Annotated in this window: 18 protein-coding genes; 13 read left to right on the forward strand and 5 right to left on the reverse strand. The window is 40.8% G+C overall.

Features of this window, described 5'->3' with window-relative positions:
- Positions 1-42 precede the first annotated feature (42 nt).
- From sugE to AC5YD2_RS12010, 3 genes are read left to right on the forward strand one after another with little or no spacing between them, the layout of a single operon-like run.
- On the forward strand, positions 43-357 hold the full coding sequence (gene sugE, locus AC5YD2_RS12000; protein WP_496126558.1) for a quaternary ammonium compound efflux SMR transporter SugE: 315 nt from the start codon (positions 43-45) through the stop codon (positions 355-357).
- A 33-nt stretch (positions 358-390) separates the two neighbouring features.
- Positions 391-879, forward strand: a complete 489-nt coding sequence (locus AC5YD2_RS12005) for a methylated-DNA--[protein]-cysteine S-methyltransferase (protein ID WP_496126559.1) — start codon at positions 391-393, stop codon at positions 877-879.
- A gap of 38 nt (positions 880-917) precedes the next feature.
- Positions 918-1,523 carry a nuclease-related domain-containing protein gene (locus AC5YD2_RS12010; RefSeq protein WP_496126560.1) on the forward strand — a complete coding sequence of 202 codons (606 nt, stop codon included), beginning with the start codon at positions 918-920 and terminating at the stop codon, positions 1,521-1,523.
- Between the two features lie 78 nt (positions 1,524-1,601).
- Here AC5YD2_RS12010 and AC5YD2_RS12015 read toward each other — a convergent pair whose 3' ends face one another.
- Positions 1,602-2,369, reverse strand: coding sequence for a hydroxymethylpyrimidine/phosphomethylpyrimidine kinase (locus AC5YD2_RS12015; protein WP_496126561.1), 768 nt, complete (start codon positions 2,367-2,369; stop codon positions 1,602-1,604).
- 110 nt (positions 2,370-2,479) lie between these two features.
- On the opposite strand from AC5YD2_RS12015, the gene AC5YD2_RS12020 reads away from it, so the two are divergent.
- A complete protein-coding gene (locus AC5YD2_RS12020) occupies positions 2,480-3,127 on the forward strand; it encodes an HAD-IA family hydrolase (protein ID WP_496126562.1) in 648 nt (215 codons plus the stop codon).
- A gap of 74 nt (positions 3,128-3,201) precedes the next feature.
- Here the strand turns inward: AC5YD2_RS12020 and AC5YD2_RS12025 are convergent, their stop codons facing one another.
- Positions 3,202-3,945, reverse strand: coding sequence for a sporulation protein (locus AC5YD2_RS12025; RefSeq protein ID WP_496126563.1), 744 nt, complete (start codon positions 3,943-3,945; stop codon positions 3,202-3,204).
- Between the two features lie 134 nt (positions 3,946-4,079).
- Positions 4,080-4,544 (reverse strand): Lrp/AsnC ligand binding domain-containing protein, encoded by a 465-nt coding sequence (locus AC5YD2_RS12030; protein WP_496126564.1) that lies wholly within the window; start codon positions 4,542-4,544, stop codon positions 4,080-4,082.
- A 139-nt stretch (positions 4,545-4,683) separates the two neighbouring features.
- Here AC5YD2_RS12030 and AC5YD2_RS12035 point away from each other — a divergent pair, with 139 nt between their 5' ends.
- From AC5YD2_RS12035 to AC5YD2_RS12050, 4 genes are all read left to right on the forward strand, one after another.
- Entirely contained in the window at positions 4,684-5,943 is a 1,260-nt protein-coding gene (locus AC5YD2_RS12035; protein ID WP_496126565.1) for a D-amino acid dehydrogenase, read from the forward strand.
- Between the two features lie 105 nt (positions 5,944-6,048).
- On the forward strand, positions 6,049-7,179 hold the full coding sequence (alr, locus tag AC5YD2_RS12040; protein ID WP_496126566.1) for an alanine racemase: 1,131 nt from the start codon (positions 6,049-6,051) through the stop codon (positions 7,177-7,179).
- Between the two features lie 179 nt (positions 7,180-7,358).
- On the forward strand, positions 7,359-7,715 hold the full coding sequence (locus AC5YD2_RS12045; RefSeq protein WP_496126567.1) for a RidA family protein: 357 nt from the start codon (positions 7,359-7,361) through the stop codon (positions 7,713-7,715).
- A 153-nt stretch (positions 7,716-7,868) separates the two neighbouring features.
- Positions 7,869-9,293 (forward strand): amino acid permease, encoded by a 1,425-nt coding sequence (locus AC5YD2_RS12050; RefSeq protein WP_496126568.1) that lies wholly within the window; start codon positions 7,869-7,871, stop codon positions 9,291-9,293.
- A gap of 57 nt (positions 9,294-9,350) precedes the next feature.
- Here AC5YD2_RS12050 and AC5YD2_RS12055 read toward each other — a convergent pair whose 3' ends face one another.
- Together AC5YD2_RS12055 and AC5YD2_RS12060 are read right to left on the reverse strand one after the other, a co-directional pair.
- Positions 9,351-9,803 carry a CopD family protein gene (locus tag AC5YD2_RS12055; RefSeq protein WP_496126569.1) on the reverse strand — a complete coding sequence of 151 codons (453 nt, stop codon included), beginning with the start codon at positions 9,801-9,803 and terminating at the stop codon, positions 9,351-9,353.
- A 69-nt stretch (positions 9,804-9,872) separates the two neighbouring features.
- Positions 9,873-11,102, reverse strand: coding sequence for a beta-ketoacyl synthase N-terminal-like domain-containing protein (locus AC5YD2_RS12060; protein WP_496126570.1), 1,230 nt, complete (start codon positions 11,100-11,102; stop codon positions 9,873-9,875).
- Between the two features lie 285 nt (positions 11,103-11,387).
- Here AC5YD2_RS12060 and AC5YD2_RS12065 point away from each other — a divergent pair, with 285 nt between their 5' ends.
- The 5 genes from AC5YD2_RS12065 to tuf all read left to right on the forward strand — a co-directional run.
- Positions 11,388-12,902: an EcsC family protein gene (locus tag AC5YD2_RS12065; protein WP_496126571.1), complete on the forward strand. Its 1,515-nt coding sequence runs from the start codon at positions 11,388-11,390 to the stop codon at positions 12,900-12,902.
- Between the two features lie 179 nt (positions 12,903-13,081).
- The gene (gene rpsL, locus AC5YD2_RS12070) at positions 13,082-13,456 is read left to right on the forward strand and encodes a 30S ribosomal protein S12 (protein ID WP_004648013.1); all 375 of its coding nucleotides are present in this window, start codon (positions 13,082-13,084) and stop codon (positions 13,454-13,456) included.
- A 193-nt stretch (positions 13,457-13,649) separates the two neighbouring features.
- Positions 13,650-14,120, forward strand: a complete 471-nt coding sequence (rpsG, locus tag AC5YD2_RS12075; protein ID WP_196423482.1) for a 30S ribosomal protein S7 — start codon at positions 13,650-13,652, stop codon at positions 14,118-14,120.
- Positions 14,121-14,247: 127 nt separating this feature from the next.
- The gene (gene fusA / locus AC5YD2_RS12080) at positions 14,248-16,383 is read left to right on the forward strand and encodes an elongation factor G (protein ID WP_496126572.1); all 2,136 of its coding nucleotides are present in this window, start codon (positions 14,248-14,250) and stop codon (positions 16,381-16,383) included.
- 92 nt (positions 16,384-16,475) lie between these two features.
- Positions 16,476-17,567: elongation factor Tu (tuf, locus tag AC5YD2_RS12085; protein WP_496125999.1), on the forward strand; the 1,092-nt coding region annotated here is incomplete at its 3' end.

Here is a 17,567-nt window from a genome sequence, read left to right on the forward strand (position 1 = left end):
TATTTAGAGAGGCTTGAACTTTTTGTTTTGGGGAGATGAATCTTGGCTTGGGTATTATTGATCATTGCGGGTTTATTTGAAGTGGTTTGGGCTTATTTTATGAAAGTCTCAAATGGCTTCACTCAACTCGTGCCAAGCATTTTAACCATTGTCTTTATGATCGTGAGTTTTGGTTTGTTGTCCTATGCCATGAAAACTCTGCCGTTGGGAACAGCCTATACTGTTTGGACAGGCATAGGCGCTATAGGTTCATTTGCAGTAGGTATTTTTATCTTAGGTGAACCTGCTAGTGCAATGCGCATGCTCGCTGCAGTACTTATTATTTCAGGTTTAGTGCTCATGAAATTATCATCATAAAGTTTAGATATATTTTCTGATCTTGGAATTGTCATGCAACTGTATTTTAAAGAAATAGAGACACCTGTGGGTGGGCTAAAATTGGTCGCTCATGATCAGGCATTGGTTGCTGTTCTTTGGGAAAATGAAAATCCGAATCGTGTACGGATCACAACATTATTAGAAGATCAAAATCATCCAGTGCTTTTAAATACAGAAAAACAGCTTACAGAATATTTTAACCATCAGCGTACAGTTTTTGATTTGGCTTTAGATTTTCAAGGCACGGACTTTCAAAAGAAAGTTTGGCAAGCTTTATTGACGATTCCATTTGGTGAAACACGTAGCTATAAACAGATTGCAGAACAAATTGGAAATGTAAAAGCTGTCCGAGCTGTGGGTGCAGCTAACGGCAAAAATCCGATTTCGATTATTGCACCCTGTCACCGTGTAGTTGGGGCGAAAGGTGAGTTGGTTGGATTTGCGGGTGGTTTGGAGAATAAAGCGATTTTATTGAAGATCGAAAATCAATCATTTGAATAGTATATTATTGTTTATAAAAATATTATTTGAATAAGTATATGCTTGATTACTCTGCGATGCTCTCTCCACTGTTTTCACAATTGTGGTGGATGATTCCGTTATTTTTAATTGTTGGAGCAATTAAGGCATTTAAACCCATTTTGAAAGGAAAGTTTGGTGAGTTTGCGGTGAAAACGCAGGTCAAACTTTATTTAAAAGAACATTATACTTTACTCAATGATTGTACTTTACCTGACGGGCGCGGGGGCACGACTCAGATTGATCATATTCTGTTGAGTCCTTTTGGTATCTTTATTATTGAAACGAAAAATTATAAAGGCTGGATTTTTGGAACTGAACGTCAAAAAATATGGACGCAAAAAATCTATAAAAATTCTTATAAATTTCAAAATCCATTGCATCAAAACTATAAACACCAAAAGGTTTTAGAGCAGATACTGGGTGATCTTGTTGAGCCTGAATATTTGCATTCACTGGTCGTATTTATGCCCGATTGTGAATTTAAAACTGAGATGCCCAAAAATGTCTTTAAAGGTGCTAAATGGACATATTATGTTGAAACATTCAAAGAACCTGTCATTTCACAGATTAAACTCAAAAGAATTCAACGCAGGATCGAAAAAGAGGTTCTGGAAAAATCTTAGAAAACCAATCGTGATCATGTGGCATATCTAAATGAAAAAAATTGAAAGCTTACTAAGTAAGCTTTCAAAAGCTAAAATTTAAAATCGTTTAGGAATTCGTTGACCACCTTCCACAGGAATTTCAGCTTTCTTTAATACACCAAATAACCAAGTTTCAGCATGATGAACCGCAGTTTTTAAGGCATCGCCTTGCGCTAAACGCCCTGCAATAAAACTCGCCAAAGAGCAACCCGAACCATGATATTCACCTTCTAAACGCGGGCACTTGGTTTCTGAGATGAGTTCAGCATTTTCATACAAAGCATTACGGATATATTCAGGGGTATCTTCATGACCACCTTTGACCAGTACGGCTTTAGCACCCATCTCAAATAACTTTTGTGTTGCAAGCTCTATGTCTTGTTCGCCTGTTAATGCACGAAGTTCAACTGTATTTGGCGTCACTAAGTCTGCAAGCGGAATTAACTCCACAAAAGCTTTAACCAAAGTTGCTTGATTGCCTAATGAGCCACCGCTGTTTGCCACCAATACAGGATCGAGGACATATAAATAATCTGGATGTGCTCTTAAAAACTCTGCTAATGCTGCAATATTATCGGTAGTACCCAGCATGCCAGATTTCACACATTTAATCGGTAAATCACCAACGACAGCGTTGGCTTGGGCTAATAGTAATTCTTTTGATGTCGCTTCAAATCCAAAAACTTGTTGGGAGTTTTGCACCGTGAGTGCAGTGCAAGCAATTGCCGCGTGTGCACCACTTTGACCGATGGCTTCAATGTCTGCTTGAAGTCCAGCGCCACCCGATGGATCAAGTCCTGAAAAGCATAATACTGTTGGGCGCACACCAAAGTCCTTAAATCATAAAATTTGCGTTAGTATAGGCAAAATTGAGCGAAGTCTCGATAGCTATATGCTGTAAATGTTTTGTATTCGATGGGTAGATAGGACAGGCTGTGATTAAGAATTTATTAATTGATTTAGATGGAACGCTCACCGATCCAAAAGTAGGAATCACGACCTCAGCACGTTATGGTTTAAATAAAGTCGGTTATCCGATTCCTGACACTGAAAATATTGATTGGATTATTGGTCCACCGCTGAAAGCCTCTTTAGCGAAAATCCTCAATGTCGATACAAATGATGTTCTAGCAGAACAGGCGCTTCTTGGATATCGTGAGCGTTTTGCGGTCACAGGCTTATTTGAAAATCATGTATTTGAAGATGTTGCAGCGACTCTGGCAGAGTTAAAAAAACGAGGCTATAAACTGTTTTTAGCAACCGCTAAACCTGAAGTGTATGCAAAAAAAATTTTAGAACATTTTAATTTGATTCAATATTTCGATTATCCTTATGGGAGTGAGTTGAATGGTGATCGCACCAATAAAGGTGATTTGATTGCTTATATCTTGGAAAAAGAACAGTTAAAGCCTGAAGAGTGTTTAATGGTCGGCGATCGTGAGCATGATGTTTTAGGTGCAAGACGAAATGGCATTGAAACCATTGCTGTTAAATATGGTTATGGTTCTGATGAAGAACTCACAGCATGTCAGCCTAAAGCAAGGATTGCGCAATTTTCAGACTTATTGGATGTGATTGCTTAAATTTTTACAGTGAATGATCAAACATAAAAATGCCCAAATTGATGGGCATTTTTATGAGTGCGAATTCATTAATCTTAGAGTGACAGTGTTCGTCTGATTTCGTGCACGATGTTTTCTACAGATGCCAAATGATGTGGAATGGTCATACTTTTAAAGCCATCGCCACGGAAAGTACGATCTATTTCAAGTAAGACATGGGTTTGATGTGCTTCAGCAACAAAGGACACTTCAACTTCATTCATGCCGCTGAACATTGCATTCGGCTTAAATTCAAATTCTTGATAACACCCAATCGTAGAATGAAAACCATTGCCACGGAGTTGTCCTTTTTCTACATCTACAGTTGCCAAGTTGAAACCGCATTGTTGCATGGCAATCATAAAGTTTTGCATACAAGGGGTAGGTTGGATGCTGAGAAAATCTTTATCTGTTGCATCCACAGCCCAATCAATATCTAAATGCGTATGTAGCCACACGCGTGTGCTGTTTCTACGACATTGAACTTCGGTCACAGGTGTTTCAAAAGGAAGTTGTAGGTGAATAGGCAGTTGATGCACTTGATTGGCTTTGAGTTCAAAAGCACCGCTGACATGCCACTGAGCAATACACAGCGATTGATTGAATTCACTGTCTCCAGATTCCACCTCAGCGCGGGTCATGAGTTTTAGATAAATACCATTAATGGATTTATCGCTGTTGGCACCTTTAAAATGAATTTCACCTGAAAGATTCTGACCTGCTTGTAATTGTTGAGTGTGGAGAATGGTATCGACTTGTACGCCTTGGATACCGATACTTGAGAGTAATTTATTCAGCATGAGTCAGAGATCTCTTAATTTCAACATTTAAAATTTTGCGCTATTCAAAAGTGAAATAGATTTCATGTCAATACTATGATTGAGTTGTTAAATTCTGAATAATAAAAAAATAAATAAAGTTTTCAAAAGGACTTTTAATCAAGCGTGATATACAACGTTTCTTTCACCTCTTCCATCACGATATAACTATGTGACGAAGCTGAAGAGGGAAGTTTTTTTAATAAATCTCCCAATAATTTTCGGTAAGCACTCATTTCTTTTAAACGCGCTTTCACTAAATAATCAAACTCACCAGAGATCAAATGGCATTCCATCACCTCAGGGATTTCAACCAAATCACGAGCAACTTGATCAAATACATCGCCAGATTTTGCTGAAAGTTTAATTTCTAAAAAAACCAAAAGATTGCGTTCTAAAAGTTCAGGGCTGAGTCGAGCGTAATACCCCATAATGATGCCATCACGCTCTAAACGTTTCACACGTTCCGAGCAGGGAGTGGTCGAAAGATTCACTTTGGAGGCCAATTCACTGATCGCAATTCGACCGTCTTTTTGTAGAATTTCTAAAATCATCCGATCTGTACGGTCTAATTTACGCATTCATTATTTCCTTATTTTTAAAATTTTTTAGGATAAAACCATTCCATTACCTAGATTATAGTACTTAAAACAGTGAAAAAAACTATCGAAGCGAAAATATACTAGTGAAATAAACTAAATGGTGCAGGAAGGATTTGAAATGCGCGTAATTGTTTTAGGTAGTGGTGTCATCGGTGTTGCAAGTGCGTATTACCTAGCGCAGCAGGGAGCAACCGTCACAGTTTTAGATCGCCAATCAGGTCCAGCCGAAGAAACCAGCTTCGGTAATGCAGGACAAATCTCTCCAGGATATTCTACACCGTGGGCTGCACCGGGCATTCCCTTTAAAGCGGTCAAATGGATGTTCCAACATCATGCACCGTTAGCCATCAATGTAGATGGAAGCATGTGGCAGTTACAGTGGATGGCACAAATGCTGAAAAACTGTAACCCACAAAGTTATGCAATAAATAAAGAACGAATGACGCGTGTTGCTGAATATAGCCGTGATTGCTTACGTGAATTACGTAAAGAAACAGGGATCAGCTATGAAAATCGCTCTAAAGGAACTCTGCAAGTGTTCCGTAAAGAGGCTCAACTCGAAGCTGTTCAGCGCGATATTGAAGTGCTTAAAGAATGTGGCGTGAGCTACGAATTACTGAATCAAAATGATTTAAGTCGAGTTGAGCCTGCACTTGAGTATGCTAAAGATAAATTAGTCGGTGGACTGCACTTACCCAATGATGAAACAGGCGACTGTTATTTATTCACCAATGCTTTAGCAAATTTGGCGAAAGAGATGGGTGTTGATTTTAAATTCAACCAAAATGTTGAGCGTTTAGTGGTTGAAGGTGATGAAATCAAAGGTGTTGTCGTCAATGGTGAAGTGCTTACAGCCGATCGTTATATTTTGGCGTTTGGGAGTTATTCACGTGATTTCCTCAAACCATTGAATTTAGACTTGCCTGTCTATCCTGTGAAAGGGTATTCACTCACCATTCCGATTGTGGATGCCAATTTTGCACCGCAGTCGACGGTACTGGATGAAACTTACAAGATCGCGATTACTCGTTTTGATCAGCGCATTCGTGTGGGTGGAATGGCAGAGTTAAGTGGATTCAACCATGGGCTAAATGAAGATCGCCGTGCAACATTACAAATGGTGACGCAAGATTTGTTCCCAGGGGGTGATATGGCGAATGCATCTTTCTGGACTGGCTTACGCCCAATGACACCAGACAGTACCCCAATCATTGGTGCAACACGGTTTAGCAATCTGTTCTTAAATACAGGTCATGGCACATTAGGTTGGACCATGGCATGCGGTTCAGGAAAATTGATTAGTGATTTGGTGATGAATCATCAAACAGATATCAGTACCGAAGGTCTATCGATCCAACGTTATCCTCATGCAGCTTAAGGCTGCATGAGCTTTTGATGTTTTTTAAAGTTTTTGAATGATGTATTGATTTGATAGAAGCATAACAATAATTTTAAGCTCAACTATATTCAAGGAATGAAGAGCATGTCGCGTCCAATTAAAGCGGTTATTCACAGTGCAGCATTGCAACATAACCTAGCGATCGCAAAGAAGTGTGCTCCACATAGCGAAGTTTTTGCTGTGGTCAAAGCCAATGCCTATGGTCATGGCATTGAGCGAGTTTATGAGTCTTTTAAATCGGCTGATGGTTTTGCATTATTGGATATTGCTGAAGCGAAACGTATTCGCGCATTGGGTTGGCAGGGAAAAATTCTATTGCTCGAAGGCATTTTTAGTGCAGATGATTTGAATGCATGTGCTGAATTTAATTTAAGTTTTACCGTACATAGTGCCTATCAAGTCGAATGGTTAAAGGACTATTCAGAAGTAAACACTGCCTCGCATCAGTTTGATATTTTCTTAAAAATAAACAGTGGTATGAATCGTTTAGGATTTCAAAGCAATGAATATCACGCTGTTTGGCAGCAGCTTCGCGCACTCGCATGTATTGGATTTATCACCCATATGACTCATTTTTCTGATGCCGATGGGGAGCGTTTGGGGCAACAAGGTGTGGATTATCAAATGGAGCTTTTTGAAGCGACGATTCAAGGTTTAGATGGTGCGTGCTCAGTCAGTAACAGTGCTGCGATTTTAAGGCATTCCAAGCAATTACATTCGGATGTGGTGCGAAGCGGAATCATGTTATACGGTAGTTCTCCTGACTATCCTACACATAGCATCCAAGACTGGGATTTGAAACCTACCATATCTCTACGCAGTCAAATCATTGCGATTCAACCTATAAAAACGCAACAGACATTAGGTTATGGTTCACGCTTTACTGCATCTAAAGACATGGTGGTTGGCATCGTGGCGTGTGGTTATGCAGATGGTTATCAAAGGATCACTCAAACAGGAACTCCAGTATTGGTGGATTCTCAAAGAACCCAAATTTTAGGGCGCATCAGTATGGATATGCTGGCCGTCGACTTAACGGATTTACCAAAAACGAAAATTGGTAGTGAAGTCGTGCTCTGGGGGATGTCCGCACAAGGTGCAATTTTACCGATTGATGAGGTTGCAGCAGGTTCAGGGACCGTGGGATACGAATTGATGTGTGGAATTACAGCCCGAGTTCATTTTGAAATTGAACGTGCTGACTCTCAACCCTAACATTGAGTCATTCAATGTATAAAATGATGATTTTAAAAGATCGATTTAGCCAAGCATCTAAACGCAATGAATCTAAATACAACGAATCTAAATACAACGAAGCAAAATACGAAGCATTGAATTAGAAACGTCATATTCAAATTTTTTAATATAGATATATTTAACATAAGGAAATACACATGTCTCATCAAGATATTCAAAAAATCAACAGCACTGAAGTGATGAGTGCGATCACCATTTTTAACCAAGTGGTTTACTTGTCTGGTCAGGTTCCAAAAATAACTGAAGATGATATTGAGGCCCAAACCAAAGATGTTTTGGCAACAATTGACGCTTTGCTGGCTCAAGCGGGTACAGATAAATCAAGATTGTTATCTGCACAGCTGTTTGTGAAGCATTTGGATGACTTTCCTAAGGTCAATCAACTTTGGGTGGAGTGGATGAGAGGCACTGTTCCACCATCTCGTGCAACGATTCAAGCGGATTTAGTCAATCCTAAATGGTTGATTGAAATTGCAGTTGTGGCAGCACAATAAATTTTAAAGATTAATTTTTTCTAAGATTCATTATGATTTAGGGCAACGCTTTATGCTTAAGGCGTGATTTTAAACACAGTCACAAAGATCGGCAGAGGAATGCTGTATTCAACAGCTGTGTGATTTAAATGGTTTTATAAGGAAGTTCAAAAAATGACAACAACAAAGAATGTAGATGAACATTCATCTCCCAATGAGTTGCAACGGAAGCTGTCCAATCGCCACTTACAATTGATTGCAATTGGTGGTGCAATTGGTACGGGCTTATTTATGGGTTCGGGTAAAACAATTTCACTTGCTGGGCCATCGATTATCATTATTTATATGATTATTGGTGCGATGTTTTTTTTCCTCATGCGCGCATTGGGGGAGATTTTACTCTCCAATCTGCACTACAAATCATTCATTGATATGGCGCATGACCTGATTGGACCGGGTGCGGGTTATTATATTGGCTGGTCATATTGGTTGGGTTGGATTTTGGTCGGTATCGCGGACTTAGCCGCGATTATCAACTATTTGAGTTTTTGGCTGCCACCTGATCAGATGTTTACTCCGATGGGGCAAGCCGCCATCAGTGCAGGATGTGTGCTGTTTATCTTGGCAATCAATCTGGTTACGGTAAAACTGTTCGGTGAGATTGAGTTTTGGTTTGCACTCATCAAAATTCTAGCGATTGTTGGATTGATCTGTATTGGAATATTCATGGTGTTTACGGGTTTCCAAGCACCGAATGGATCAGTGGCAAGTTTCAGCAATATTTGGTCGCATGGCGGTATGTTTCCTAAAGGTGGAATGGGCTTTTTAGCAGGTTTCCAGATCGCAATGTTTGCATTCGTGGGTGTTGAATTACTCGGGACGATGGCTGCAGAAACCAAAGATCCTGAGAAAAACTTACCCAAAGCTGTGAATGCGATTCCAACACGTATTATCATTTTCTATGTATTGTCTTTAGTGATGATCATGTCAGTCACACCTTGGAATATGATTCCTGCCGATAAAAGCCCATTTGTTAGCCTGTTCCTGTTTGCAGGGATTGGTGGTGCAGCGTTGATCATGAATTTAGTGGTTTTATCTTCAGTGATGTCATCCATGAACAGTGGTGTATTCTCAACCAGTCGTATGTTGTTTGGTTTAGCAAAAGATGGCCAAGCTCCGCAAGCTTTAGCAAAATTATCGAGTCGAGCTGTACCTGCTAAAGGTTTATTCTTTTCTTGTGCGTTTATCATGATTGGTGCGGCTTTTCAATATTTTGTACCAAATACAATGGAAGCTTTTACCTTAGCAAGTTCGCTTTGTGTGATTCTGTTTATTAGCATTTGGGCAATCATTATGGTGTGTTATATCCGCTATCGTAAATTACGTCCTGAATTGCATGCGAAATCGAATTTTAAAATGCCAGGCGGTGTAGCGATGTCTTACGTGGTTTTAGCATTCTTATTGTTTGCTTTGATTATTTTAAGTTTAGAGCCTGATACCTTAAAAGCACTGATGATCAGCCCATTATGGCTTATTCTACTGGCGGTAACATACCGTGTGCTCTATATCCCACGGATCAAAAAAATGGGTAAAAAGTAATTTTATACCGTACATGAAAGCATAAAAAATCCCCGACATTTCGGGGATTTTTTTATTTTAGAAGGTGGGTTTGACAACCACTAAAATAATGACGGCAAATAAGATGAAGGTCGGCATTTCATTAAAATAACGCCAAAACTTATGCGACTTATAATGTGCATCCATCATCAGTTTCTTACGATAATACCCGCAGACCAAATGATAAATGACCAATAATCCAACCAAGCCCACTTTGAGATAAAACCATAAGGCGTCGTGATAGTGCTGTGTGGCATCACCCCAATCGACCAAGAAGTGTGCTGTGACCAACGTGGCAATCATGGCGGGCCACATAATGCCTCGGTACAACTTACGTTCCATGATTTGGAAGCGTTGATGACTAATCGCATCATCACTCATAGCATGGTAGACATAAAGCCGAGGTAGATAGAACAATGCTGCGAACCAACATACCACAGCAATTATATGTAGTGCTTTGACCCAAAGGAAAGCATCTGAAGGAGCATCCATCTATTCACCCTATGAGGGGCGGTGTAGAAAGGTTGATCTCTCTATGTAGACCGATCAACCATTTTTAAATTAGCCTTCCCATTTTTTGAAAACGAGACAAGCATTTACACCGCCAAAACCGAAACTGTTACTCATGACAGTATTCAATTTTGCATCACGTTTTTCAAGTACGATGTCATAACCTTTTGTGCCTTCATCCAATTCAGTCACGTTGATGTTTGGCGCAATAAAGTCATTTTGCATCATCAATACAGAGTAAATTGCTTCTTGAACACCAGCAGCACCCAAGCTATGACCTGTCATTGATTTGGTTGAGCTGAGTGGAGGTACATTGCCTTCACCAAAAGCACGACCCATTGCTTGAAGTTCAGTCACATCACCCGCTGGCGTAGAGGTACCATGTGTATTGACATAGTCCACTTTTTCAACGCCGTGTTGTTTTGCTTCTTCTAAAGCCATCAGGATACAACGTGTTGCACCTTCGCCAGATGGCGCAACCATATCTGCACCATCAGAGTTTGCAGCGTAGCCAACCACTTCAGCAAGAATGTTTGCACCACGCGCTTGCGCATGTTCAAGTGATTCCAGTACAACGAAACCGCCACCACCCGCAATCACGAAACCATCGCGGTCAGCAGAATAAGGACGAGATGCCGTTTCAGGCGCATCATTGTATTTAGAACATAAAGCACCCATCGCATCAAACAGTAAGCTTTGTGACCAATGATCTTCTTCACCGCCACCAGCAAGCATTAAATCTTGTTTACCCAATTGAATCAGGTTATATGCGTAACCAATTGCATCAGCAGAAGTTGCACACGCGCTAGTAATAGAGTGGGCAACACCTTGTAATTTGAAGGCTACACCAACGTTGGCTGTAATGGTGTTTGACATATTACGTGGCACAAAGAAAGGACCGACTTTACGTGCGCCTTTGGTTTGTAACAGTTCATTCATTTCAATCACAGAGGCAGTAGAACCACCACCTGAACCACCCGCGATACCGTAACGAGGATTGCCTGCCAATTGTTCAGCTGTAAGACCTGCATGCTCAACAGCAGCAACTGCCGAGTTGTATGCATACATGGCACACACACCCATGAAGCGCTTTAATTTACGATCAATGGCATCAAAGTTTTGTTCAGCAGCAGCACTGACATGACTTTTGAAATTTAATTCTTCATAAGTCGGGTTAAAACGTGTCCCTGAAATACCATTTTTTAAAGAATGAGTCACATCTTCTAATGTATTACCGATGCATGAGTTAATGCCCATACCCGTGATTACAACACGTTTCATTTAAAGTTCCCTATTATGGTGATCATTGCAGTAATGACGAGATTGCTCAAGTTGAGAGTTGTGAGTTAAGCAATAATGAATGACATTACTTTTGTCGAAAATTAGCGTAATAATAGCAGAAAGCACTTTAAAAGCTTATGGCAAATCTATGTCGTTACTTGAAAATCAGGAGTGGCATAAATGTTCACCAAGTGATAACCAATTGAAACACTTTAAAGTTGAGTTAAATCCCGACTCCACATAGTATTTTAGACCAATGAGAATATGACTCAAGGTGGCCGATAAATGGCAAATTCTAATAAGAACAAAGCAGCAGGATTGATTTCTCAAGCCTTAGGAGTGGCTAAAAAGCTCACTGCTACAGGCTTTGACTTGATGAATCATGTGGCTCCAGGTTCAGTTGCAAAACTCGATCAAGCGCCATTAGAACCATCTGTGCTCGAAATGAATAGTGAACAGCAGAATAAATCAAACGAATTAACACAACCATACCCAACTAAAAGTGAGAAGAACATGTCAGATAAAAAGAGCTATGAAAATCCGCAAGCGCTATTCCGCTCACATGTTCCTAAGGTGACACAGCAATTATTAGGACGTCATTTTAATAAAGTGAATAATGTTGCTTCATTCATTTCTCCAGACATTAACAATAAGATTTCTGATTTTTTCTTTGATAAGTTAAATGATTTTGTTTCTGAACAAAGTTCAGTGGATCATGTATTAAAAGAAGTCGGGGCGAAGAGCCTGTCAGAATTGGCAGAAGATCCAGATCGAGCAAATCGTATTGGAGTGGCTTTAGCAAATCAAAACAAAACGGTTGCAGCCCTTGTTGGTGCTGTGTCTGGTGCTATAGGTGTTCTTGGTTCAGCGATTGATATTCCTCTGTCATTGGCTTTAACCTTAAAAATGATTTACCAATCGGGTCGAGCTCATGGTTTTGAATTGGATCGAGAGAGTGAACAGCAGGTGGTGGAGTATGTGTTTCGTCAGGTTGATTTTGGATCAATTGCTGAGAAGCAAACACTGCTTGTGGCTTTAAGAGCTTTTTCAAATTTACTCGAAACGCAAGACACACAGCAACTGCAAAAAATGTTGGGCTCAAGCAATGACTTTACTGCTTTAAAAAACTGGTTGAGTAATAGTGATGGGACATTGAAATGGTCATGGCTCAATAAAGTCCCGCAAGTTTCATTTCTAGCAAAATTGACACCAATTGCAGGTGCGGGTATCGGCGCTGTATACAGTTGGAAGTTAATTGATGATGCGAATTTGAAAGCACAGCAAATATTTTCAGGTGCACAACAATACTTAATTCAACATCCAAATGAAAAAATTGATCTGCTATCAGCGTATGAAAAATCAGTTGCTTTAATCGCTCAAGCCACACCATTACTTTCTGCTGAACCACAGCAGATAGAAACTCAGAAAATCGAGCCATCGACAGTCGTGGTTGAGAATGAAGTGATCAAAAAGGTTGAGATCAAACTCAAAGGCGAAGAGCCGACTGTTAAGGCTGAGCCCGTTGAAGTTGGATTGCAAAAACTTGTTGAGGAATATGTCGAGCCTGTGGAAGAGCGCACGTCTCAAAAGTCTTTAGCAGACAAGGGGGGCGATGAACTCGTTCAAGCATTAGATGGGGATGAACAAAAATATCCTATCGAAAGTTCAAGCACAGGTGAAGCAATAACAGAAAATGAGGACGATGCTACTACGCCAGAGAAATCAGAGTCTCAAGCGAAAACAGCAGTAAAGAAGCGCGTAAATAAAGACTCGCAAGCTAAAAATAACCCTAAAAATTAAAGTTATGCTGAGCTTAGATGTAAAAGCTTGAATTTGATCATTTCATATCTGAAAAATTGATATGAGATAGTTGAATGGTGGGTCGATGAATGTTGACCAATTTTACATCTTGGCATACAATTGCATGCCCTCAAAAAGTAGTATTTTTTGGGGCTTTTAATTAACGGGAGAATTGCCAAATGGCAACAACAAATCAGTTGATCCGTAAGGGTCGTACAACTTTGATTGAAAAATCAAAAGTTCCTGCGTTGAAGGCTTGTCCACAACGTCGTGGTGTTTGTACACGTGTTTACACGACTACACCTAAAAAACCTAACTCAGCAATGCGTAAAGTTTGCCGTGTTCGCCTAACTTCTGGTTTTGAAGTTTCTAGCTACATCGGTGGTGAAGGCCATAACTTACAAGAGCACAGTGTTGTTCTTATCCGTGGTGGTCGTGTTAAAGATTTACCAGGTGTGCGTTACCATACCGTTCGTGGTTCATTAGACTGTGCTGGCGTTAAAGATCGTAACCAGTCACGTTCTAAATACGGTACTAAACGTCCGAAGAAATAATTTTTAAGAATTAATTTTTTAAAAATTGCTCTTAAGAACGTAATACCGCAATCCTTTATCGTCTCGCTTGTCTGATTTCTGCATTTAATTTTGTGAAATTCAAGCGACGTGTAGTAAGGCCAGCGAATGGTGCATGACACTTTGCACTGATGCTGGATAAACCTGAAGTGTCAATTTTATTAGGTGTATTAAAATGCCAAGACGTCGCGTAGTCGCTGCCCGTGAAATCCTTCCGGATCCTAAGTTCGGCAGCCAAACAATCGCTAAATTCATGAACCACGTAATGCAAGATGGTAAAAAGTCTATTGCTGAAAGTATCGTTTACGGTGCTTTGGATCGCGTTCAAGAAAAAAACAAAGTAGACCCAGTTGACTTCTTCGAGACTACTCTTGAAAAAGTTCGCCCAATGGTCGAAGTAAAAGCACGCCGTGTTGGTGGTGCTACGTACCAGGTACCTATGGAAGTGCGCCCATCCCGTCGTACTGCTCTAGCTATGCGTTGGTTAGTAGATGCTGCTGCTAAGCGTTCTGAAAAAACTATGGCTTTACGTCTTGCTGGTGAGTTGCTTGATGCAGCTGAAGGTAAGGGTTCAGCGATTAAGAAACGTGAAGACGTGCATCGTATGGCTGAAGCCAACAAAGCATTCTCTCATTACCGTTTCTAATAGGTTAAGAGACCTTAATCAGGATGAAGATAGATCAGTTTCACTGAACTGTCGTCAAAGCGCTTTAAGCTGCCTAGCAGCTTAAAGCGTCCTGTTTTAAACAACAAATTTAGGAATGCAAGAAATCATGGCTCGTCAAACCCCAATTTCTCGTTACCGTAACATTGGTATTTCTGCTCACATCGATGCTGGTAAAACGACCACTTCAGAACGTATTTTGTTCTACACAGGTGAGAGCCACAAACTAGGTGAGACTCATGAAGGTTCAGCTACGACTGACTGGATGGAGCAAGAGCAAGAACGTGGTATTACTATTACCTCAGCAGCAGTAACATGCTTCTGGAAAGGTATGGGTAACCAGTTTGAGCAACACCGTATTAACGTTATTGACACCCCGGGACACGTTGACTTCACGATTGAAGTTGAGCGTTCTATGCGTGTTCTTGACGGCGCGTGCATGGTTTACTGTGCTGTAGGTGGTGTACAACCTCAGTCTGAAACTGTATGGCGTCAAGCAAATAAATATAAAGTTCCACGTATTGCGTTCGTTAACAAAATGGACCGTACTGGCGCGAACTTCTTCCGTGCTGTAGAGCAAGTTAAAACACGTCTTGGCGGTAACCCAGTGCCAATCGTTGTTCCAATCGGCGCTGAAGAAAACTTCCAAGGTGTTGTTGACCTAATCGAAATGAAAGCAATCATTTGGGATGAAGCATCTCAAGGTATGCAATTCGAATATGGCGACATCCCTGCTGACTTAGTTGAATTAGCTAACGAATGGCGTACTAACATGATCGAAGCTGCTGCGGAAGCATCAGAAGAGCTCATGGACAAGTACCTTGAAGAAGGCGAGTTAACGAAAGAAGAAATCGTATTTGGTATTCGTTCACGTACATTGTTAAACGAAATTCAACCGATGCTTTGTGGTTCTGCGTTCAAAAACAAAGGTGTTCAACGTATGTTGGATGCTGTAATTGAATTCTTACCTGCGCCAACTGACGTTGAAGCGATCAAGGGTATCCTTGATGATAAAGCTGAAACTGAAGGTTCACGTGAAGCGTCTGATGAAGCACCGTTTGCTGCGTTAGCGTTCAAAATCATGAACGATAAATTCGTAGGTAACTTAACATTCGTACGTGTTTATTCTGGTGTTCTTAAAGCGGGTAGCCCGTGTTATAACCCAGTGAAAATGAAGCGTGAGCGTGTTGGCCGTATCGTACAGATGCATGCGAATGACCGTAAAGATATCGAAGAAATTCGTGCGGGCGACATCGCGGCGTGTGTAGGTCTTAAAGACACGACGACTGGTGATACATTATGTGATGAAAACCACGTAATTACACTAGAGCGTATGGAATTCCCAGAGCCAGTAATTGCACTTGCAGTTGAACCTAAAACTAAAGCTGACCAAGAAAAAATGTCAGTTGCTTTAGGTCGTTTGGCGAAAGAAGATCCATCATTCCGCGTACGTACTGATGAAGAATCAGGTCAAACAATTATTGCTGGTATGGGTGAACTTCACCTTGACATCATTGTTGACCGTATGAAACGTGAATTTGGTGTTGAAGCGAACATTGGTAAGCCAATGGTTTCTTACCGCGAAACGATTAAAAAATCTGTTGAGCAAGAAGGTAAGTTCGTACGTCAAACTGGTGGTAAAGGTAAATTCGGTCATGTATATGTTCGTCTTGAGCCAATGCCAGAAGATTCTGACAAAGACTACCAATTCGTTGAAGAAGTTGTAGGTGGTGTTGTACCTAAAGAATTCTTCGGCGCAGTTGACAAAGGTATCCAAGAACGTATGAAGAATGGTGTACTTGCTGGTTATCCAGTAGTGGGCATCAAAGCGACATTGTTCGACGGTTCTTACCATGATGTCGATTCTGACGAATTATCGTTCAAAATGGCGGGTTCTTACGCATTCCGTGATGGTTTCATGAAAGCAGATCCAATCTTGCTTGAGCCTATCATGAAAGTTGAAGTAGAAACTCCAGAAGACTACATGGGCGATATCATGGGTGACTTAAACCGTCGTCGTGGTATGGTTCAAGGTATGGACGATTTACCTGGTGGTACTAAAGCAATTCGTGCTGAAGTTCCATTGGCAGAGATGTTTGGTTACGCAACTCATATGCGTTCTATGTCTCAAGGTCGTGCGACTTACTCTATGGAATTTGCTAAATATGCTGAAACTCCACGTAACGTGGCTGAAGGCATCATTTCTAAATTCCAGTCTGGCGGTAAAAAAGGTGACGACGAGTAATCTTTAGATTACTATAAGCACCAAACTAATTCATAGTTACAACCAAATGCTCATGGGCTAACCCTCATGAGTTATTTAAAAAGGAAGATCTCATGGCTAAGGCTAAGTTTGAACGTAATAAGCCACACGTTAACGTGGGCACAATTGGTCACGTCGACCATGGTAAAACAACTTTAACAGCTGCAATTGCAACTGTTTGTGCAAAAACTTTTGGTGGTGAAGCGAAAGACTACGCTGCAATTGACTCTGCACCTGAAGAAAAAGCACGTGGTATTACGATTAATACTTCACACGTTGAGTATGACTCAGTTATTCGTCACTACGCACACGTAGACTGCCCAGGTCACGCCGATTATGTTAAGAACATGATTACTGGTGCTGCTCAGATGGATGGTGCGATCCTTGTGTGTGCTGCGACTGATGGTCCAATGCCACAAACTCGTGAACACATCCTTCTTTCTCGTCAGGTAGGTGTACCTTACATCGTTGTATTCTTAAACAAATGCGACCTTGTTGATGACGAAGAGCTTCTTGAACTCGTTGAAATGGAAGTTCGTGAACTTCTTTCTACTTATGACTTCCCTGGTGATGATACTCCAATCATCCGTGGTTCTGCTCTTCTTGCACTTAACGGTGACCAAGGTCAATACGGCGAGCCAGCTGTTGTTGCTCTTGTTGAAGCGCTTGACTCTTACATTCCAGAGCCAGAACGTGCAATCGATAAAGCATTCCTTATGCCAATCGAAGACGTATTCTCAATCTCAGGTCGTGGTACAGTAGTGACTGGCCGTGTTGAGTCTGGTATCGTTAAAGTAGGCGAGTCTGTTGAAATCGTTGGTATCCGTGATACACAAGTAACGACAGTTACTGGTGTTGAAATGTTCCGTAAATTGCTTGACGAAGGTCGTGCTGGCGAGAACTGTGGTGTACTTCTACGTGGTACTAAACGTGAAGACGTTCAACGTGGTCAAGTATTGACTAAACCAGGTGCGATCAAACCGCACACTAAATTCGATGCAGAAGTATACGTACTTTCTAAAGAAGAAGGTGGTCGTCATACTCCATTCCTTAACGGTTACCGTCCACAGTTCTACTTCCGTACAACTGACGTAACTGGCGCGATCTCTCTTCAAGAAGGCGTTGAAATGGTTATGCCTGGTGACAACGTAGAAATGTCAGTAGAA

The sequence above is a fragment of the Acinetobacter sp. CY73 genome (genome assembly GCF_059515865.1).